Annotated in this window: 17 protein-coding genes; 3 read left to right on the forward strand and 14 right to left on the reverse strand. The window is 69.7% G+C overall.

What is annotated here, in order from left to right:
* Positions 1–221: 221 nt before the first annotated feature.
* The 6 genes from RGI145_RS00875 to RGI145_RS00900 form a co-directional block, all read right to left on the reverse strand.
* On the reverse strand, positions 222–1,631 hold the full coding sequence (locus RGI145_RS00875) for an amidase (RefSeq protein ID WP_167668210.1): 1,410 nt from the start codon (positions 1,629–1,631) through the stop codon (positions 222–224).
* Positions 1,628–1,810 (reverse strand): hypothetical protein, encoded by a 183-nt coding sequence (locus RGI145_RS25355; RefSeq protein WP_027283094.1) that lies wholly within the window; start codon positions 1,808–1,810, stop codon positions 1,628–1,630. Before RGI145_RS25355 ends, RGI145_RS00875 begins: the two co-directional genes overlap by 4 nt.
* A gap of 53 nt (positions 1,811–1,863) precedes the next feature.
* Positions 1,864–2,469, reverse strand: coding sequence for a cytochrome b (locus RGI145_RS00885; protein WP_075796851.1), 606 nt, complete (start codon positions 2,467–2,469; stop codon positions 1,864–1,866).
* Positions 2,466–3,521, reverse strand: a complete 1,056-nt coding sequence (locus RGI145_RS00890) for a catalase family peroxidase (RefSeq protein WP_075796852.1) — start codon at positions 3,519–3,521, stop codon at positions 2,466–2,468. The genes RGI145_RS00885 and RGI145_RS00890 overlap by 4 nt, the downstream gene beginning before the upstream one ends.
* A gap of 305 nt (positions 3,522–3,826) precedes the next feature.
* Positions 3,827–4,231: a hypothetical protein gene (locus RGI145_RS00895; RefSeq protein ID WP_156878393.1), complete on the reverse strand. Its 405-nt coding sequence runs from the start codon at positions 4,229–4,231 to the stop codon at positions 3,827–3,829.
* Positions 4,232–4,370: 139 nt separating this feature from the next.
* Positions 4,371–4,700 carry a hypothetical protein gene (locus tag RGI145_RS00900; protein ID WP_126281909.1) on the reverse strand — a complete coding sequence of 110 codons (330 nt, stop codon included), beginning with the start codon at positions 4,698–4,700 and terminating at the stop codon, positions 4,371–4,373.
* A gap of 210 nt (positions 4,701–4,910) precedes the next feature.
* On the opposite strand from RGI145_RS00900, the gene RGI145_RS00905 reads away from it, so the two are divergent.
* A complete protein-coding gene (locus tag RGI145_RS00905; RefSeq protein ID WP_075796854.1) occupies positions 4,911–6,227 on the forward strand; it encodes a glutamate-1-semialdehyde 2,1-aminomutase in 1,317 nt (438 codons plus the stop codon).
* Between the two features lie 47 nt (positions 6,228–6,274).
* Here the strand turns inward: RGI145_RS00905 and RGI145_RS00910 are convergent, their stop codons facing one another.
* The 6 genes from RGI145_RS00910 to RGI145_RS00935 all read right to left on the reverse strand — a co-directional run bounded on the left by RGI145_RS00910 (position 6,275) and on the right by RGI145_RS00935 (position 12,825).
* Entirely contained in the window at positions 6,275–6,622 is a 348-nt protein-coding gene (locus RGI145_RS00910) for an H-NS histone family protein (protein ID WP_083670240.1), read from the reverse strand.
* Positions 6,623–7,260: 638 nt separating this feature from the next.
* On the reverse strand, positions 7,261–8,868 hold the full coding sequence (gene ggt / locus RGI145_RS00915) for a gamma-glutamyltransferase (protein WP_075796855.1): 1,608 nt from the start codon (positions 8,866–8,868) through the stop codon (positions 7,261–7,263).
* A 62-nt stretch (positions 8,869–8,930) separates the two neighbouring features.
* Complete coding sequence (locus tag RGI145_RS00920; protein WP_083670242.1) at positions 8,931–9,824, reverse strand: ABC transporter permease; 894 nt, start codon at positions 9,822–9,824, stop codon at positions 8,931–8,933.
* 7 nt (positions 9,825–9,831) lie between these two features.
* Complete coding sequence (locus RGI145_RS00925; RefSeq protein ID WP_075796856.1) at positions 9,832–10,887, reverse strand: ABC transporter substrate-binding protein; 1,056 nt, start codon at positions 10,885–10,887, stop codon at positions 9,832–9,834.
* Positions 10,880–11,998, reverse strand: a complete 1,119-nt coding sequence (locus tag RGI145_RS00930; protein WP_075796857.1) for an ABC transporter ATP-binding protein — start codon at positions 11,996–11,998, stop codon at positions 10,880–10,882. Before RGI145_RS00930 ends, RGI145_RS00925 begins: the two co-directional genes overlap by 8 nt.
* Positions 11,995–12,825: an ABC transporter permease gene (locus RGI145_RS00935; protein ID WP_167668212.1), complete on the reverse strand. Its 831-nt coding sequence runs from the start codon at positions 12,823–12,825 to the stop codon at positions 11,995–11,997. Before RGI145_RS00935 ends, RGI145_RS00930 begins: the two co-directional genes overlap by 4 nt.
* A gap of 267 nt (positions 12,826–13,092) precedes the next feature.
* Between RGI145_RS00935 and RGI145_RS00940 the strand changes: the two genes are divergently transcribed.
* Positions 13,093–14,310 (forward strand): M24 family metallopeptidase, encoded by a 1,218-nt coding sequence (locus RGI145_RS00940; RefSeq protein WP_075796858.1) that lies wholly within the window; start codon positions 13,093–13,095, stop codon positions 14,308–14,310.
* A complete protein-coding gene (locus RGI145_RS00945; RefSeq protein WP_075796859.1) occupies positions 14,307–15,536 on the forward strand; it encodes a metal-dependent hydrolase family protein in 1,230 nt (409 codons plus the stop codon). Before RGI145_RS00940 ends, RGI145_RS00945 begins: the two co-directional genes overlap by 4 nt.
* 57 nt (positions 15,537–15,593) lie before the next feature.
* Here the strand turns inward: RGI145_RS00945 and RGI145_RS00950 are convergent, their stop codons facing one another.
* Both RGI145_RS00950 and RGI145_RS00955 read right to left on the reverse strand, forming a co-directional pair.
* Positions 15,594–16,820: a metal-dependent hydrolase family protein gene (locus RGI145_RS00950; RefSeq protein WP_075799722.1), complete on the reverse strand. Its 1,227-nt coding sequence runs from the start codon at positions 16,818–16,820 to the stop codon at positions 15,594–15,596.
* Between the two features lie 214 nt (positions 16,821–17,034).
* Positions 17,035–18,819, reverse strand: coding sequence for an acyl-CoA dehydrogenase C-terminal domain-containing protein (locus RGI145_RS00955; protein WP_075796860.1), 1,785 nt, complete (start codon positions 18,817–18,819; stop codon positions 17,035–17,037).
* Positions 18,820–18,845: the final 26 nt, after the last annotated feature.

Raw genomic sequence — 18,845 nt, forward strand, 5'->3', positions numbered from 1 at the left:
AGCCTGTGGCCCGATCCCCGGAAGCAGGTGGATCGGCAAGGCTCTCCAAAAAGATGATCGCCATCTCCGTGCTGGCGGCGCCGGCAGTCCGCCGGAGCGCCATGCGCTCCGGCGTGATCAGGCGTCAGCGAGGGCCAACGAACGGGGTCCAGGGCCCGCAAGGTCCTGGCGGAGTGGGGGTTTGGGGGCGAGGCGAGCCTTGCCCCCAAAGGAACGCCCGATCAGTCTTCCAGCAGCATCGGGCAGGCCGGATTCCCCGCGACCCCTGCAACGGCCGCCGCCAGGGTGAAGAGGCGCCGCTCGTCGAAATAGCGCCCGACGAACTGGGCCGCGAGCGGCAGGCCGCCGGAGGACAGGCCGGTCATCACCGCCAGGGCCGGGTGGCCGGTGACGTTGAAGGGCGTGCGCGCCTGCCGGGCATAGGTCCGGGCGATCTCCGCCGGGTCGTCGATCCGTGCCGCCGGGTCCATGGAGCTGGCGCAGAGCAGCACGTCCACCTCGCGGAAGGCTTCCTCCACCGCCGCGATCATGCGGTGGCGGGCACGCTGGGCGCGGCCGAGATCCTCCGCCGTGAGGAAGGCGCCGGTCAGCAGCGAGGAACGCGTGAGCTGCGCGTAGTCGCCTGGACGCTCCCGCAGCCAGCGCGCGTGGATGGCGAAGGCCTCGGCGTGCAGGATGACGCGGTTCACCGCCGCGAACTCGTCGAGCGAGGGCAGGGTAACGTCGCACACCCGCATGCCCAGGGCGCCCAGCCATTCCGCCGCTCGTTCCAGCCCCGCCGCCATCTCCGGATCGGCGGGCATGTCGCGCTCGTGGAAATGCCGCACGAAGCCGACGCGCAGCCCCTTCAGGCTGCCGGCGGGGCCGGGGCGGTACTCCGCCGCCGGCGGCATGGTGCTGCCAGGGTCCTTCGGATCGTGGCCGGCGATGGCCTCCAGCAGCAGCGCGGCATCCTCGGCGCTGCGGGCCATGGGGCCGATATGGTCGAGCGTGAAGGCGAGCGGGAAGACCCCGGCGCGCGAGACCAGCCCATAGGTCGGCTTCAGCCCGGTGATGCCGCATTGGCTGGCGGGATTGCGCACCGAGCCGCCGGTATCGGTGCCGAGCGCCAGCGGAAAGAGCCCCGCCGCCAGCCCGGCGCCGGAACCGGAGGAGGAACCGCCCGGGTGGTGGTCCGTGCCCCAGGGATTGCGCGCCGCCGGGAAGGGCAGGTCGTGGCAGGGGCCACCGATGGCGAATTCATGCGTGGACAGCTTGCCCAGGATGATGGCGCCCGCCGCGCGCAGCCTGGACACGGTGGTGGCATCCCGTGCCGCGATGTTGTCGAGCAGGATCTTCGAGTGGCAGGTGGTGGGCAGGCCGGCGACATCGATGATGTCCTTGATGCCGACGGGCACGCCATGCAGCGGGCCGCGCTTGCGCCCGGCGGCGATCTCGCGCTCCGCCTGCGCCGCGGCCTCCAGCGCCGCCTCGGCGTCGAGGCGGATGAAGGCATGGATCTTCGGGTCCAGCCGGCCGGCACGGTCCAGGAGGTGGCGGACCAGCACGGTCGGCGTCAGTGTCCCGGCCTCGTAGGCCGCGGCGATCGCTGCGGCGCCGAGCCGGTGCGGGGCGGTGTCGGGGTGGCTCACGGGCGCGGCCTCACCTGCATGGGCGGCCAGGGCTCCGCCGCCGGCTCGGGGTCGGGCGGCAGCTTGCCGCGCGCATCGGCGGCTCGTCTCGCGGCGGCCAGGACATCGTCGCGATGTCCGGCCAGGGCTTTCTCCAGGCCCATGACACGGGCCAGGGATTCGATCAGGGAATCGTCCATGGCGGACAGACTGGCATATGCCGTGCCAGCCGGCCCGCCCCGGAATGCGCGCCCTATTCCGCCGGACGGACCTCCCGGCCCGCCGGCACCGGGGCCATGGCCTCGAAGACACCGTCGCGGCGCACCAGCGCATGGAACAGCGCCGCCGCCAGATGCATCAGGATCAATGCGAAGAAGGCGAGCGCCAGCCAAGTATGGGCGCTCCGCAGCAGCGTGTGCAGGCTGTCGCTCGGCGGCAGGATCAGCGGCAGCGTCACGCCCCCGAACAGCACCACCGGATAGCTGGCGGCCGACAGCATGCCCCAGCCGATCAGCGGCATGGCGATCATCAGCGCATAGAGCGCCACATGCGACAGATGGGCTGCCAGCTTCATCGGCTCCGGCAGGTCGGCGGGCAGGGGCGGCGAGCCCAGGCGCCAGCGTATGAACAGGCGCAGCAGCGCCAGCACCAGGATGGCGATGCCGAGCGGCTTGTGGATCGAGACGAGGGTCAGGTAGCGCGGCGCGATGGTGGAGACCATGCCGATGCCGATGAAGAGCATCGCCAGGATGCAGACCGCCATCACCCAGTGCAGCAGGCGCTGCAGCGGCGAGAAGGTCCGGGGCGCCGGCCGGACGGCGGCGGGGACGGCGGAAGCCGGGCGGAGGGACGCGCTCATGGGCGGGCTCCCGCCGTCTGGCGGGGATAGGCCTTGGCCTCCGCGGTGCGCCGGTCATAGGACACGGCATAGGCGGCGGAACGCGCGGCGGGGAACGGGTCCTCGGAGGTGGAGATCCCGGCCGGCAGGATGGTCGGGTCGAAGTTGATGTCGCGGCAGGGGCCGTCCGCCTCCTCCTCGATCCGCTGCACCACCAGCATGCCGGCCGTGACGCTCCGGCGGTCCGCCGGCCAGGCCTTGCTGGGGTCGGCGATGGGGTCGCCCGGATCGGCGACGGTCACCACCATGCTCCAGCGCACCGGACCCTGGGTCACGCGCTGGCGGATCTCCTGCTCCAGGAAATCCGGGCCGCGCCCGGCGAGCTCCCCGGGTTCCACCAGCACCGGCTGCGCCTCCGGCCGCAGCGACCAGCGCACCGCGCGCGCCGTGCCCGAAGCATCGGTGAAGGTGAAGGCATTCAGGCTGTTATAGGCTTCCTCGGCATAGCTGGCGGTCCAGGGCGCGCTTTTCGCCCAGGCGCCGAAATTCGCCAGCTCCGGATGCGCGGCGACGAAGCCCGGCATGGCCTGCGGGTCCTGGCTCGCCTGTGCCTGCAGCAGGTCATAGAAGGCCTGCGGCGTCGCCACGGGAAAGAAGGGCGCGTCGATCAGGGCGCTGCGCCAGACCTGGCCATCCGGCGCCGTGATCTGCAGCCCCAGGCCACGCACCCGCGCCGTCGCATCCGCCGCCTTCGGGTCCGGCGTGGCGAGGTTGAAGCGGCCGAGCACGGCGGAATTGCCCTGGGCGAAGACCGAGGCCTTCGACAGCGCCGCGCCGGACCCGTTCGATTCGAAGCGGCCGGTGAAGCAGATGCCCTTGGCATGGTTGCGCCGGTGCCCGAGGGCGGGCCCCCCGGGAGGTGCCAGGGCGTCCACCACCTTCGCGGGCGTCACGCGCCCGGGGGAGAGCCAGCCGGCGGTATAGGCGAAGGCGGCGGCGCTGCCGCCCACGACCGCCGCGATGGCGACCAGCGGTATCAGCGCGGCACGTGAGGGGGAAACGGGTTGCGGCATGCAGTTCCATCCTGCGGCCGGCGGGGCTCCGGGCTTCGTTCAGACCCGGTTGGGCCGGGCCGGGATGGCCCGCTGGAAACCCGCCGTGACATATCGGTGCCCACAGGTTTTCCCATCGGCCGCGGCTTGGAAACGCAACATCTTGGTGAAGGGCTGGTCCGGCGCGCCGTCGTAATCCAGCGGGAAAGGGCCTATTCGCCGCACAGCGGGGCAGACCGTTGCCTTGCCCCGGCGGGCAGGGCGACACCGGAACCGCGGTGTCGCCCGGTCCTCCGGACGGCGTCGATCTCAGGAAGCCGCCCGCATCAACCCTGGCGCGACGGCTTTTCCTCCAGCCGCCGCCGGGCGCGGCGCAGAAGCCAGCCGGACAGGCCCGGGGCGCGGGAGATGGCGTTGCGCAGCGCCTGGAGGTCGGCCTCGGCCCGGGAACGCGCCAGGGCGGCTTCCACGGCATGGCCGCGGGCGACCTGCCGGGCTTCCTCCAGCTCCGCCAGACGCCTGGACAGGGCGGCCCGGGCCGCCTCGGGTTCACGCGCCAGTGCCAGCCGTTCCAGGGTGGCGCGGGCCTCCCGCAATTCCTGCCGCAGCCGCGCGATCTCCGTCTCGGCCTCGCCGCCGGTCCGTCCCTGCTCCAGGACCGGATTCTCCGCGGACTTCGCCCGGGGCTTCGTGGTCCGGCGGTTGGCGCCCTTCATCTGACGACGACCCATGGTCACCCCCTTCCTGCTGACCCTCCCCGGCTACCATCCCCGGGCGGAGGCGGGTAGCGCCAAGGGCGGTTCAGGGGAGGGGGCGGCAAGCGGAAGCCGGTGCTCCCGCCCGGGCCGGGGGCTGCGGAGGCCTCCGCGCTCAGTCCTCCGGCACGTCCTTGAGCTCGAAGGCCACGGCCACCTGGGCCAGCGCGACGGTCGCGCGGCCACGTTCCGTCGGGGAGGTGAGGAGCGGGCCGGAAAGCCGCGGCGCATCCGACGCCGTGGCCATGTTCACGTCGAGCAGGACATGTCCCGTGCGCGACACATGGATGGCGTCGATGTTGCGGATGATCATGGTGTGGCCCGTGGTCAGCAGCAGGCCGAAAAGCCAGTCATCCGCCATCATTCGCCCGGCGAACCAGGCGGGCATGACCTCGCCGAGACGCAGATCGTCGGCGCTGTCGATGGTTGTCCAAAAATCGTCCATGAACAACCCTAACGTGAAATCCTTATCGGACAATTCACAATATACTTCTTATCGTCAAACTTCCTCACCGCTAATAAATGAGACGGAGCATGGCGGTGCAGCATGGGTCGGCCGCAGAGGCTGGCCAGCGGAAAACGCCATGGCCGGGGCGTTTCCACCATGGCGGGCGCGGCGGCAATCCCAAACCGATCGGCGGAGCTTAGCGGAAGAATGCCCTATCCCGAATCCAGACGGTTGCAGGCCAAGGCCCATGCGGCGATTCCCGGCGGGGCCCATACTTACGCCAAGGGCGACGATCAGTTTCCCGAACTGGCCCCCGGCTTCATCGAGCGTGGCGAGGGATGCCATGTCTGGGACGCGGACGGCAACGAGTACATCGAATACAGCCCCGGACTGCGCGCCGTCGGGCTGGGGCATGGGCATCCCGCCGTGCTGGCCGCGGTGCGGGAGGCGCTTTCCCTCGGCACCAATTTTTGCCGCCCGCACCGGCTGGAGGTGGAATGCGCCGAGGCTTTCCTGTCCATGGTGCCCGCCGCGGAGATGGTAAAGTTCACCAAGGATGGCAGCACCGCCGTTTCCGCCGCGGTGAAGATCGCGCGCGCCGCCACGAAGCGCGACATGATCGCCTTCTGCGCCGACCATCCCTTCTTTTCCTATGACGACTGGTTCATCGGCACCACGGCGATGGATGCGGGCATTCCGCCGGTGAATGTCAGCCTGAGCCTGCGCTTTCCCTACGGGGATATCGACGCCCTGCGCGAACTCTTCGTGGCCCATCCCGGCCGGATCGCGGGCGTGCTGATGGAAAGCTGCAAATACGCCGACGCGCCGCCGGGCTACCTGCAGGCTGTCCAGGCGCTGTGCCAGGAAAACGGCACGCTTTTCATCCTGGACGAGATGATCAACGGCTTCCGCCTCGCGAACGGGGGCGGCCAGGAATATTACGGGCTGGAGCCGGATCTCAGCACGTTTGGCAAGGCACTGGCCAATGGCTTCGCCATTTCCGCCCTGGCCGGAAAGCGCCGCTACATGGAATTGGGGGGGCTGCAGCACGAGGGGGAGCGGGTCTTCCTGCTTTCCACCACCCATGGCGGGGAAACGCATTCCCTGGCCGCCGCCATCGCCACGATGCGCGTGTATCGCGAGGAACCCGTGGTGGAGACCATGCAGCGCCAGGGCGACCGCCTGGCAACCGCGCTGCGCGAGCGGACGGCGGCGCTGGGCCTAGCGGAGCATGTGCCGATCGAGGGGCGGGGCAGCAACCTCGTTTTCGGCACGCGGGACGCGGAGGGCAAGGCCTCCCAGCATTTCCGCGCCCTGCTGATGCAGGAGCTGATCCGGCGCGGCGTCATCGGCCCCTCGCTGGTGATCAGCTACGCCCATGACGACAACGCCATCGACCGCACGATCGAGGCTTTCGAGGGAGCCCTGCCGGTCTATGCGCGGGCCCTGCGGGACGGTGTCGGGAAGTACCTGGTCGGCCCGCCGACGAAGATCGTTTATCGCCGTTACAACAACCACGGCTGAGGCGCCGCCTTCGGGGACCGGGCTTCGCGCCCGGCCCCGCGACGGGTTCAGATCCGGAAGCTTTCCCGGTTCTTGCCATCGGCCTCCGCCATCACGATCCAGGCGGGCGGACGGCCGCGGCCGGACCATTCCTCCCCATTGGGGCCGCGATACTTGGCGGCCGCCGCGCCGGCGGTGGCGCGGCGGACCTTGCGGCTGCCGCGGGCCGGTGCCTCGGACTGGACGAGGCCTTCAAGCGACAGGCCCAGGGCCGCCGCCTTCTCCTCCATTTCCGCCAGAAGGTCGCGCTTCGCATCCGCCAGTTTCTCGCGACGCTTTTCCTCGGCGCTGCCGATCAGGGCGGTCAGTTCCGGGACCGAAAGATTGTCGAGATTGATCGGGGATTTGTTGGTCATTTGTCTTCTGATCAAAACGAGGGAAGGGGAATAAATCGCCCCAATAGATGTGGAATTCCGCGCCGGCCGCAATAACCCTTTCCGGAAATTTCGGAAAGAAGTTTTCCGGGATGATTTTTCACTTTCGGAAGGTTTCCAGCAGTCCGGAAAGGCGGAACCGCCACCGGCCTGGAAAACCAGCGAAATCCACGCCGATCATGCGCAGCTTGGCCCGATATTTGCCGTTTTGCGTCTCCGGGCCCTGAGCGGGTCCCTATCCGAGGATGTATTTCCCGGAAATACCACTACACGGAATGGCCGGTTTTTCCGATCGTCGCCTTCCGTGGCTGCCCCGGGGGCAAGGCGCTGCCTTGCCCCCGGCCTCCCACACCCCGGGCTTTCGTTGGTTCCGGTGGCAGCCGTCAGCCTGACATCCGGTCCCTGGGGGCAGGTGGATCGGCGGGGCTACCCGAACAGAAGAAAAAGCCTCGTCCACGCTGGTGGCACCGGCAGCTCGCCGGAGAGCGATGCTCTCCGGTGCGATCCGACGTCAGCCAGAGCCAACGAATGGGGTCCAGGGCGCGCAGCGTCCTGGTGGATAGGGGGTCCGGGGGAAAGGCGAAGCCTTCCCCCCGGGACGGCGCAACAACAGACCCCAATCAGGCAGACATCGCCATGCCATCCCGCTGCGGATCGGCGCCACCACTGCACGCGCCATCGCGGATCAGCAGCCCGTGCGGCGCCCCGAAGGCGTAGCTCTGATAGGAACGTGCCACGGGATAACCCTCGGCTTCCAGCGCCGCCTGGATGCCGTGGGGAATGCGGTTGCTGACATCGATCGTATCGCTCAGCGCCACGATGCGCGGCGCCGCCACCGCCTCGGCCATGCCCATGCCGAAATCCACCACGTTCATGATCGCCTGGGCGATGGCGGGCACGATGAAGGTGCCTCCCGGCGCGGCGATCACCATCTCCGGCCGTCCGTCGCGGAAGAGCATGGTCGGCGCCATGGCGCTGGCCCGGCTCTTGCCCGGGGCGATGGAGGCGGCGCGGCCGGGGCGCGGGTCGAAGCCGCTCATGCAGCCGTTGTACATGAAGCCCAGCCCCTCGGTGATGACGCCGGAGGGATTGCCCAGCGTGTGCGTCAGGGCGACGGCATTGCCCTCGCCGTCGATGACGCAGGCCACCGTGGTATCGGGCGGGTCGGCGGCCTTCTCCGCGCGCGGCACATGCGCACGGGCGCCGGAGCGGATGCGGTCCGCCAGCATCGCAGCATGGTCGCGGGACAGCAGCATCTCCAGCGGCACATCGACGAAATCCGGGTCGCCCATATGGGCGTCCTTGTCGATGGTCATCCATTTCATCGCCTCGGCCAGCAGGCGCAGATGCTCCGGGCCGCCATGCTCCAGCGCGGCCAGATCGAAATGGTCCAGGATCTGCAGCAGCTCGATCAGCGAGGCCCCGCCGGAGGGCGGCGGGTTGGAGGCGACCCGCAGGCCACGGTAATCGCCCCAGATCACCGGCTTCTCCCGCACCCGATAGCTCGTGAAGTCCTGCATGCCGAGCAGGCCGCCACGCTCCTGCATGTCGGCCGCCATCGCATGGGCCATGTCGCCGCGGTAGAAGACCTCGGCACCGCCCTCGGCGATCCGTTCCAGGCTGCGCGCCATGTCGGGATTGTCGAGGATCTCGCCCGGCCGCCGCAGCCGCCCGTCGTCGCGGAAATAGACACGGCGCCCCGTTTCGGTGAGGCGGAGCTTGTCCTCCATGTTCACTTGGCCGTCGCTGCCATGGTCGATGGTCCAGTAGTAGTGGACATAGGGGCGGATCATCACGCCGCGCCTCGCCTGGGCGATGGCGGGCGCCATCACCGTCTTCAGCGGCATGGTGCCGAAGCGCGCCAGGGCGGTGGTGTAGCCGGCCACGTTGCCCGGCGTGCCGATGGCGCCGGGGCCGATATCGTTGATCTGGTCGGAAAGCAGGAAGACGAAGCCGTCGCGCGACTGGCCCACGAAGCGGTCCGCCCACATGCCCGACGTGGCGGCGAGCGGCGCGCGGGCGAAGAATTCCAGCACGCTGTGCTCGCCGCGCTTCGGCATGCAGACCTGCATGGCGCCGAAGCCGCCGATGCCGCACATCTGCGGGTCCACCACGCCCTGGCTGAAGGCGCAGGCGATGGCGGCATCCACCGCGTTGCCGCCCTGGCGCAGGATCTCCACCCCCGCCTCCACCGCCTCGGGCTGCGGTGCCACGACCATGCCGCGCATGCGGTGTCCTCCTGTTCTCGGTTCCTCGGGGGGTGGAAGGCGGGGCCGCCCCCGCCTTCCGTTCAGATCCGGTAGCGCCGGGGGATCAGCAGGCTGCCGAAGGTGGTGAGCAGCAGCGTCGTGGCCATCAGGATCAGCGCGAGCGCCGAGGCGAAGGGCCAGTTGTTGTTGGTGCTGAACTCCCAGTACAGGATCGGCGCCATCATCTGGAAGCGCGGGCCGCCCAGCAGGAAGGGCGTGGCATAGGCGTTCATCGCCAGGATGAAGCAGAGGATGCAGGCCGTCGCCGTGCCGGGCAGGGCCAGCGGCCAGACCACGCGCCAGAAGCGCCGGTCGGGCGCCGCGCCCAGGCTCTGCGCCGCCTCCTCGATGCGAGGGTCGATGGTTTCCACGGCACTCTGGATCGTCAGCACCACGAAGGGCAGGTTGATCGAGACGATGCCCAGGACCACGGCGGTGGAGGTGTACATCAGCTCCAGCCCCTCCCCCGTCAGGGCGCGCCAGGCGTTGTCGATGATCCCGCCATGGGCGAAGAGGATCATCCAGCCTACCATCCGCACCGTGCTGCCCACGAAGAGCGGCAGCACCAGGGCCAGCATGAACAGCCCCTTCCACCGGCTCTGCGAGCGCGCCAGCCGGTAGGCGATGGGCATGCCGAAGATCAGGCAGAGCAGGGTGGAGGCGACGGCGACCAGCAGCGTGGTGCGCAGCACGGCGAGATAGAAGGGGTCCGAAACGAAGCGGACGTAGTTCTCCGCCGTGACCATCTCGATCATCAGCTCGGTCGGGTCGTAGCGGTTGAGGCTGAAGCGCAACAGCAGGAGCAGCGGCAGCAGCAGCATCACCAGCACCAGCAGCGTGGCCGGCGCCAGGAAGAGGGAGGCCGGCGCGGCCTGCCCCCTTTCCCGGTGGGGTGCCGGGTGCGCCAGTGCCGCGGCGGTCGCGGTGTCGGCCATGTCCGCCTCAGCTCCCGGCGATGTTCTTCTTCCACCACTCCGAGGTCGCGCTCTGCAGCTTGCCCAGCACGCTGTAGTCGGGTGGCAGCATCTTCACGTCGGCGGGCAGGGCGAGCTGCTCGCCCACCTTGCCGGTCAGCGGGCAGTTGTCCACCGTCGGCAGGTAGCCCATCTTCGCCGCGAACTCCGCCTGGGCGGAGGGCTCCAGCATCGCGTTCAGGTACTTGTAGGCCGTCTCCTTGTTCGGCGCGTTCTTCGGGACCAGCATGCCGGCGACGTAGAGGATGTTGCCTTCCTTGGGGAAGGAGGCCTTCACCGGGATCCCCGCGTTCTGCCACATGATCACGCGCGCCAGCCAGATGATGCCGACATCGATCTCGCCCGACTTGATGCCGGCGCCGATGGAATCGGTTGAGGGATAAAGGCGCAGCCCGTTGGCGTTCAGCTTGCTCATCATGTCGCGGGCGGCGTCGGTATCGACCTTGTTCGGGTCGCCCGTGGCGGCCAGCGCCGCCGCCATCATCACGTAGAAATAGTTGCCGTTCCCCAGCCCGACGCGGCCCTTGTACTTCGGGTCCAGCAGGTCCTGGAAGCTGGTGGGCGGGTTGCTGACCTTCTCGGGGTTATAGATCAGCACCTGCGGGCTGTAGATATGCGCCACGAAGGCGGGGTCGCGCAGGTTCGGCAACACATGGACGAGGTTGGGCACCTTCGTCTCGTCGATCGGCTCGACGAGGCCGGCGGCCGAGACCTCATAGCCACGGTTGGCCTGGGTGCAGGCCACGTCCACCGCGCCGCGCGGCAGGCGCCGCTGCGCGTAGAGCTTGGCGACGCGCGGGTCCTCGTCGCCGAGGTCCTGCACCACGGTGATGCCCTTGGGTGCCAGCAGGGGCTCCTCCACATTGGCGCGCAGCAGGTTGGCGTAGTCGCCGCCCCAGGTGCCGACCACCATCTGCTCCGCCGCGCGGGCGGAGCGGATGAAGGGCAGGCTCAGCGCGCCGGCGGCACCGGCTAGCACGAGGCGGCGGCCGGGAGAGAGAGCGGGATTCAGGATGTCAGGCATTCGCGTTCCACCTTGTTTCGGCAGTTTCGGGACGTTGCGAGGGCAGCGGCGCCCCCTTGGCATCGAAGAGTCGCTCGGCTGCGTGATCCCAGCCCAGGGTCACGGCCGTCCCCGCCGCATGAAGGCGGCCGGGCTGGCTGGTGGGGTCGCGCACCAGGACCCGTGCCCCGGTGCCGAGGCGGACCAGGTGCTCCCGCACCGGGCCGAGATAGTTCGCCAGTTCCACCACGCCCCGCACCTCGCCCGCACCGCCCTCTCCGTCCTCGCGGATCGACAGGCGCTCCGGCCGCAGCGCCAGGGTGCAGGCACCGGACCCGGCATAGCGGCCGGCGAGGCGCAGCGCCGTGCCCTCCGCCTCCATCACCGCGCCGGAGGCGTCGAGCCGCCCCTCCAGCATGTTGCTGCGGCCGATGAAGCCGGCGACGAAGGGGGTGGCCGGGCGCTCGTAGAGATCCTCCTGCGTGCCCGTCTGCTGCACCTTTCCGTCCTTCATCACCACCAGCCGGTCGGCCATCGCCATGGCCTCGTCCTGATCATGCGTGACCATGATGGTGGTCAGGTTGGATTCCCGCTGCAGCAGGCGGATGTCGCGCCCGACATCGCCGCGCAGCGCGGCGTCGAGGTTGGAGAGCGGTTCGTCCAGCAGCAGCACGCGCGGCTGGATGGCCAGCGCCCGGGCCAGCGCCACGCGCTGCTGCTGCCCGCCGGAAAGCTGGCGCGGCAGGCGGTCGGCCAGCGCCTCCAGGCGGGCGAGGCCGAGCATCTGCTCCACCCGCGCCTTGCGTTCCGCCGCCGGCACGCCGCGCATCTCCAGCCCGAAGGCGATGTTGCGCGCCACGGTCAAGTGCGGGAAGAGCGCGTAACTCTGGAAGACGATGCCCATCTCCCGCCGGTGCGGCGGCAGGGCCAGGATGCTCTGCCCGTCCAGCCGCACATCGCCGCCGCTGGCCTGGATGAAGCCCGCCACCATGCGCAGCGTCGTGGTCTTGCCGCAGCCGGAGGGGCCGAGCAGCACCACCATCTCCCCCTGCGGGATGTCGAGGCTGACCTCGTCCACCGCCACGGTGGGACCGTAATGCTTGCTCAGCCGGTCGAGGGTCAGGCGGCTCATGCGACCACCCGCGACAGGCGCACATGGCGGTCGAGCACGGCGAGCGCGACGCCCACCAGCACCACCTGCGCCACCGCCACGGCGGCCACCAGCGGATCGAGCCGGTATTGCAGGTATTGCAGCACGGAGATGGGCAGGGTGGTCATGCCGGGCGCGATCAGGAACAGCGTCATCTCCAGGTTCTCGAAGGACACGATGAAGGCGAAGAGCGCGCCGGCCACGATGCCGCTGCGCATGGCGGGCAGGGTGACGCGCCAGACCACCAGGAAGGGCCGCGCGCCCAGGCTGGCCGCCGCCTCCTCCGCCGAGCGGTCGTGGTTGGCGAGCGAGGCGAGGCAGAGCCGCACCACCCAGGGCAGGGCGATCAGCACATGGGCGGCGATCATCAGCCAGACCGAGCCGCTGACCGCGAGCTGCGTCCGTTCCTCGAACAGGATGGCCAGCACATAGATGCCGAGGCCGATGGCGATGCCCGGCATGGTCAGCGGCGCGAGCAACAGGGTGGAAACCAGCGAGCGGCCACGGAAGCTGTAGCGCGACAGGCCGATTCCCGCCGGCACGCCGATCAGCAGGCTGACCGCCACGGCAGCCAGCGCCACCACCAGGCTGGTCTGCAACGGACCGCCGAATTCCGGGATGATCCGCGCGTACCAGTGCAGCGTGTAGCCGCGCGGCGGGAAGGTGATCAGCGTCTCGTCGAAGACGCTCAGGTACAGGGTGAGGACGAGCGGCACGAAGATCAGCGCGAGGCCGGCCGCCGTCAGCGCGGCCACCAGCCACCTTTGCAGGACCTGCCCCGCGCCCGATGCAGGAACAGCCTGGCTCAAGGATATCGTCCCTGCATCCGTGCAAGGCAGGTCATCGTCATCACGCGCCTCATTCCTGTGCTCCCGGAATCCCTATCCGCATCCGCCGGGAGGACGCAACGCCGGAGCCATTGTCGCAACCTCGGTGGAAAACCCCGCAAAAGCAATCGCCGTGCCATGCGGTGCAGCATATGTCCGGCCCGCTCCGCCGATGCGCGCGCGGCGCTGGCGTGCCCGGATGGTTTCTCCTAGCGTCCTGCGCGCAAGGTTGAGGATGAGGGGTCCGGGATGGTCGCGGGTGTTGGCGGATCGAGCTTCGAGGCGGAACTGGCGCGCCTGACGCCGGTGGCGGAACGGGTCGCGCCGATCTCGACGGAGGAGCTGAAGGCCCGGGTGGCGAAGGCCCAGGCGCTGATGCGCGAGCAGGGGATCGGCGCGCTCTACCTCGATACCTCCACGAACCTCGCCTATTTCACCGGCATCGGCCTCAGGCTCACCGAGCGGCTGCACGGCGCCATCATCCCGGCCGAGGGCGCGATCGCCTATCTCAGCCCGGCCTTCGAGGAACCAAAGACGCGGGAATACATGCGCTTCGGCGACGACGTGCGCGTCTGGGAGGAACACGAGGACCCGACCGCGCTGGTGATCGAGACGGTGCGCGGCATGGGGCATGAGGGCGGCACCATCGCCATCGATCCGGCGACGCCCTTCTTCACCGTGGACGGGCTGCGCCGCGCGGGGAACAGCTTCGGCTTCACCAGCGCGGCCACGATCACCGAGGCCTGCCGCCAGGTGAAGTCCCCGGCCGAGATCGCCATCATGCAGGCGGCCAACGACATCACGCTGAAGGTCCAGAAGGCCACGGCACGGGCCCTTTCCGCGGGGGTGGGCACGGCGGAGGTGAAGGCCTTCCTCGACGCGGCGCACCGCAAGCTGGGCGGCGTGCCGGCGGGCGGCGCCGTGCAGTTCGGCGAGGCCACGGCCTATCCGCATGGCGTGCCCTATGAGCAGGTGCTCCGGGACGGCGACATGGTCCTGGTCGATACCGGCTGCACCCTGCATGGCTACCGTTCCGACATCACCCGCACCTATGTCTTCGGCGAGCCGACGCCGCGCCAGCGCGAGATCTGGGAGCTGGAGCAGCGCGCCCAGCTCGCCGGCTTCGTCGCCGCGAAGCTCGGCGCGCCCTGCGAGGCGGTGGATGCCGGGGCGCGCGGCGTGATCGAGGCGGCGGGCTTCGGCCCCGGCTACAAAACCCCCGGCCTGCCGCACCGCACGGGCCACGGCATCGGGCTCGACGTGCACGAGGCTTCCTTCATGGTGCGCGGCAACCGCACGCCGCTGGCGGTGGGCATGTGTTTCTCCATCGAGCCCACGATATGCATCTACGGCGAGTTCGGCGTCCGGCTGGAGGACATCGCCTATATGACCGAAAGCGGGGCGCGCTGGTTCACCCGGCCCTGCCATTCGGTGGACGATCCCTTCGGCGTGGAGACCGCGCGATGAGCCTGTTCCTGTTCACTGGCGGCTGGGTCCTCGATCCCCGCGACGGCAAGCCGCGCGGCGGCGTCGAGGTGCTGGTCGAGGACAAGGTGATCCGCGAGGTCTCCGACCGGCCCATCCGGAGCGAGGCGGCGACGCGCATCCCGCTCGGCGGCCGCGTGCTGATGCCGGGGCTGATCGACGCGCATGTGCATGTGGTGGCGGCCATGGCCAACCTCGCCGCCAATGCGCTGCAACCCTCCTCCCTCGCCGCCTTCCGTGCGGCGGAGGTGATGCGGGGCATGCTGATGCGCGGCTTCACCACGGTGCGCGACCTCGCGGGTGCCGACCGGGGCCTGGCCGATGCGCAGGCGCTGGGGCTTTTCGACGGCCCCCGCCTGATCATCTGCGGCAAGGCGCTGTCGCAGACCGGTGGCCACAGCGACGGCCGCGCCCGCTCCGACAACCGCGCGCCACCGGAGCGCCGAGTCGGCACGATGGGGCGGCTGGTGGACGGCGTCGATGCGGTGCGCCGCGCGGCGCGCGAGGAGCTGCGCGAGGGCGCCGACTTCATCAAGGTGATGGCCAATGGCGGCGTCGCCTCGCCCACCGACCCGATCCACATGCTGCAATTCTCGCGCGACGAGCTGAAGGCGGCGGTGGAGGAGGCGGAGAATTCCGGCACCTATGTCTCGGCGCATCTCTACACGGACGAGGCGATCCGCCGCGCCGTGGAATGCGGCGTGCGTTCGCTGGAACACTGCAACCTGATCCGCCCCGAGACCGCGCGGCTGGCGGTGGAGCGCGGCTGCTATGCCGTGCCGACGCTGATCACCTACGAGATCCTGGCCACCGAGGGCGCGCGATGGGGCCTGGGCCCCGACAGCGTGGCGAAGATCGAGACCGTCCGGCGCGGCGGCCTCGAATCCCTCGCCATCATGCGGGAGGCCGGGCTGGAGATGGCCTATGGCAGCGACCTGCTGGGGGAGATGCACGGCTACCAGTCGGGCGAGTTCGCGCTCCGCGCCCGCGTCCTGCCCGGGATCGAGGTGCTGCGTTCCGCCACCACCGTCGCGGCAAAGGTCTGCGGGCTGGAAGGCCGCGCCGGCATCATCGAGCCGGGGGCGGATGCCGACCTGATCGTGGTGGAAGGCAATCCGCTGGAGGACTGGAGCCTGCTCGAAGGCCAGGGCAACCGCATCCCGGCGATCATGCAGGCGGGCCGCTTCGTGAAGCGGAAATTGGCCTGAGCGCCATGCCTCCCCCGGTGGGCCGCGAGACGGCCCACCGGCATCCCGCCCGCGACGCTAGCCGCCCTTCATGAAGACGCCGCCCTTCAGGATCATCGGCATGTGCCGGCCCTGGAAGGTCAGCAGCGACAGGTCCTCCAGCGGATTGCCGTCCACCACGATCAGGTCGGCATGGGCGCCGGCGGCGACGGTGCCGATCCGGCCTTCCATGCGGCAGAGCTTCGCGGCGACATGGGTGGCGGCGGCGATCACCATCTGCGGCGGCAGGACCCGGCCACGGATCACGAATTCTTCCGACTGGTGGCGGTGCATGGCGCCGAGCAGGTCGCTGCCATAGGCCATCGGCAGCCCGGCCGCCTGCATGCGGGCAAGGGATTCCATCCCCGCCAGCCGCACATCGTCCACCTTCGCCACGGCCTCCGCGCCGATGCCGAGTTCCTCGCCCTCGGAGGATAGCTTGTCATAGGTCACCAGCGTCGGCACGGCGAAGGCACCCTGCTCCGCCGCGAAGCGCGCCGTGGCCTCGGTGATCAGGTTGCAATGCTCCAGCGAATGGACGCCGCATTCCACGGCGCGGCGGATGCCCTCGTCCGTGTAGAGATGTGCCGAGACATAGGTGCCGGCATTGCGCGCCTCCTCGACGGCGGCAGTGATTTCCTCGCGCGAGAAGCCCAGGAAATGAATCGGGTCGGTGGGCGAGGCGACGCCGCCATTGGCCATGATCTTCACGAAGCGGGCGCCGGACTTGATCTCCTCACGCGCCGCGCGCCGCACCTCCGGCACGCCGTCGCAGAGCCGGCCCAGCGCGCCGAGGCGCGTGTTGAAGCGCGGCGCGCTGTTGTCGAAGGGGCCGCGGAAGTCGCAATGCCCGCCGCTCTGCGACAGCGCCTTGCCGGAGATGACGAGGCGCGGCGCGGGGAAGAGCCCTTCCTCCACCGCCACGACCTGTCCGTGATCGGCACCGCCGACATCGCGCACGGTGGTGAAGCCGCGCATCAGCATCTCGCGCAGCAGGCGGATGGAGCGCGCCATCACCAGCGAATCCGGCAGCGTCGCACACTTGGCGAGGCTGGCGTCGATGGCGTTGATATGGACGTGGCAGTCGATCAGCCCTGGCATCAGCACCTTGCCCGACAGGTCGATGGTGCTGGCACCCTGCGGCGCCCGTGCCTGGGGCGAGACCTCGCGGATCAGGCCGTTCTCGATCACCACGCCCTGCGGGGCCGAAGGCTCCGGGGCGGTGCCGTCGACGATCCGGGCCTGGGCGAGGAAGAGGCTGGTCATGCTGTTCTCCATCTCGGGGCGCGGGGCGGCGCGCCTTCTCCGTCGCGCCACCCTGGCCGGGATGGCGGAGCTCGTGCAGATCCACCCGGACCTGGACAGGCCGGCGGCGTGGCATCGCCGGTGCAGGCTTCGTGCCACGCCAACCGCCGCGGATGTTACGAAGGGCTGGCGGCATCCACCAGCCCCCCATCCGGGGCCGGGAAAGACGGCCCCTTCAGAACGCCGCGTCGTCGAACGCCATCATCGAACCCCCGCCCGCCAGGATGGCCGAGGCCAGCGCGCCGGTTTCCGGCAACAGGCGCTGCATGAAGAAGCGCGCCGTGGCCAGCTTGGCGGCATAGAATTCCGGCGTCTCCCCGCCATCGCCCCGCAGCGCGGCCTCGGCCATCAGCGCCCATTGGTGCGCCAGGGCGGTGAGGCCGAAGAGGCGCAGGTAGTCCGTCGCCCCGGCACCGATCTCGGTGGGGTCGGACAGCCCGCGCCGCGCCAGCTCCGCTGTGCATTGCTGCAACCGGCCGAAAGCCTTGGACAGCGGCAGGATGAACTCGCCCATGCGCTCGTCCTCCCCGTACTGCTCGATGAAGGCGAGCACGGGGTGGAAGAAGCGGCGGAGATAGCGCCCGGCATGGGCCGGCATCTTCCGCCCGGCGAGGTCGAGCGCCTGGATGCCGTTGGTGCCCTCGTAGATCTGCGCGATGCGGGCGTCGCGGACATACTGCTCCATGCCCCATTCGCGGATATAGCCGTGCCCGCCCATCACCTGCATGCCGTGGTTGGCGCATAGCGTGCCGAGATCGGTGAAGAGCGCCTTCACGATCGGCGTCATCAGCGCGACATGGTCCTCGGCGGCCAAGCGCTCCTCGGGCTCCGGATGGCGGGTGGCGATGTCGTGCTGGAACGCCACGGCGACGCCCAGCGCGCGGCAGCCCTCGGTATAGGCGCGCATGGTCAGCAGCATGCGCCGCACATCCGGATGCACCAGGATCGGGTCGGCCGGCTTGTCCGGATACTTCGTGCCGCCCAGCGCCCGTCCCTGGAGGCGTTCGCGCGCATAGGCCACGGCGTTCTGGTAGCTGACCTCGGCGATGCCCAGTCCCTGGACGCCGACGGAAAGCCGCTCCTCGTTCATCATGGTGAACATGGTCCGCAGGCCCTTGTGCGGAGCGCCCACCAGCCAGCCCTTCGCCCCGTCGAAGTTCATTACGCAGGTGGCCGAGGCCTTGATGCCCATCTTGTGCTCGATGGAGGCACAGGACACGCCGTTGCGCTGCCCCACCCGGCCATCCTCGTCCGGCAGGAACTTCGGCACCAGGAACATGCTGATGCCCTTCACCCCCGGCGGTGCGTCCGGCAGCTTGGCCAGCACGAAATGCACGATGTTCCCGGTCAGGTCGTGCTCGCCCGCGGAAATGAAGATCTTCGTGCCGTTGACCCGGTAGCTCCCGTCCCCCGCCGGCACGGCCCTGGTGCGGATCAGGCCGAGATCGGTGCCGCAATGCGGCTCCGTCAGGCACATCGTGCCGCTCCACTCGCCGGAGACCAGCTTCGGCAGGTAGAGGTCCTTCATCTCCGGCGAGCCATGCGTGTGCAGCGCCGTGTAGGCGCCGTGCGACAGGCCGGGATAGAGGCTGAAGGCGAGGTTCGCGGAGCAGATCATCTCCTCGAACAGCAGCGAGATCGTGCGCGGAATCCCCTGGCCGCCATAGGCCGGGTCGCAGGCCATCGCCGTCCAGCCGCCCTCGCGGAAGGCGTCATAGGCCTCGCGGAAGCCTTTCGGCGTGCGCACCACGCCATTCTCGTAATGGCAGCCTTCCTCGTCGCCCGGGCGGTTGATCGGGAACAGCACCTCCTCGCAGAGCTTCGCTGCCTCCTCCATCACCGGATCGATCAGGTCCGGCTGCATCTCCTCGCAGCCCGGCAGCGCCCGCAGCCGGTCCATCGCCACGATCTCGCCGAGCAGGAAGCGCATGTCCCGCAGCGGTGCCTTGTAGCTCGGCATGTCCGTTCCTCTCTCTGTTCAGGCCA

Origin of the sequence: Roseomonas gilardii (genome assembly GCF_001941945.1) — a bacterium.
Taxonomy (GTDB): Bacteria; Pseudomonadota; Alphaproteobacteria; order Acetobacterales; family Acetobacteraceae; genus Roseomonas.

Coding starts and splice junctions, on each gene's coding strand:
- RGI145_RS25355 (WP_027283094.1), bottom strand. CDS start 1,810: ATGGACGATTCCCTGATCGAATCCCTGGCCCGTGTCATGGGCCTGGAG.
- RGI145_RS00885 (WP_075796851.1), bottom strand. CDS start 2,469: ATGAGCGCGTCCCTCCGCCCGGCTTCCGCCGTCCCCGCCGCCGTCCGG.
- RGI145_RS00890 (WP_075796852.1), bottom strand. CDS start 3,521: ATGCCGCAACCCGTTTCCCCCTCACGTGCCGCGCTGATACCGCTGGTC.
- RGI145_RS00895 (WP_156878393.1), bottom strand. CDS start 4,231: ATGGGTCGTCGTCAGATGAAGGGCGCCAACCGCCGGACCACGAAGCCC.
- RGI145_RS00900 (WP_126281909.1), bottom strand. CDS start 4,700: ATGGACGATTTTTGGACAACCATCGACAGCGCCGACGATCTGCGTCTC.
- RGI145_RS00905 (WP_075796854.1), top strand. CDS start 4,911: ATGCCCTATCCCGAATCCAGACGGTTGCAGGCCAAGGCCCATGCGGCG.
- RGI145_RS00910 (WP_083670240.1), bottom strand. CDS start 6,622: ATGACCAACAAATCCCCGATCAATCTCGACAATCTTTCGGTCCCGGAA.
- ggt (WP_075796855.1), bottom strand. CDS start 8,868: ATGCGCGGCATGGTCGTGGCACCGCAGCCCGAGGCGGTGGAGGCGGGG.
- RGI145_RS00920 (WP_083670242.1), bottom strand. CDS start 9,824: ATGGCCGACACCGCGACCGCCGCGGCACTGGCGCACCCGGCACCCCAC.
- RGI145_RS00925 (WP_075796856.1), bottom strand. CDS start 10,887: ATGCCTGACATCCTGAATCCCGCTCTCTCTCCCGGCCGCCGCCTCGTG.
- RGI145_RS00930 (WP_075796857.1), bottom strand. CDS start 11,998: ATGAGCCGCCTGACCCTCGACCGGCTGAGCAAGCATTACGGTCCCACC.
- RGI145_RS00940 (WP_075796858.1), top strand. CDS start 13,093: ATGGTCGCGGGTGTTGGCGGATCGAGCTTCGAGGCGGAACTGGCGCGC.
- RGI145_RS00945 (WP_075796859.1), top strand. CDS start 14,307: ATGAGCCTGTTCCTGTTCACTGGCGGCTGGGTCCTCGATCCCCGCGAC.
- RGI145_RS00950 (WP_075799722.1), bottom strand. CDS start 16,820: ATGACCAGCCTCTTCCTCGCCCAGGCCCGGATCGTCGACGGCACCGCC.
- RGI145_RS00955 (WP_075796860.1), bottom strand. CDS start 18,819: ATGCCGAGCTACAAGGCACCGCTGCGGGACATGCGCTTCCTGCTCGGC.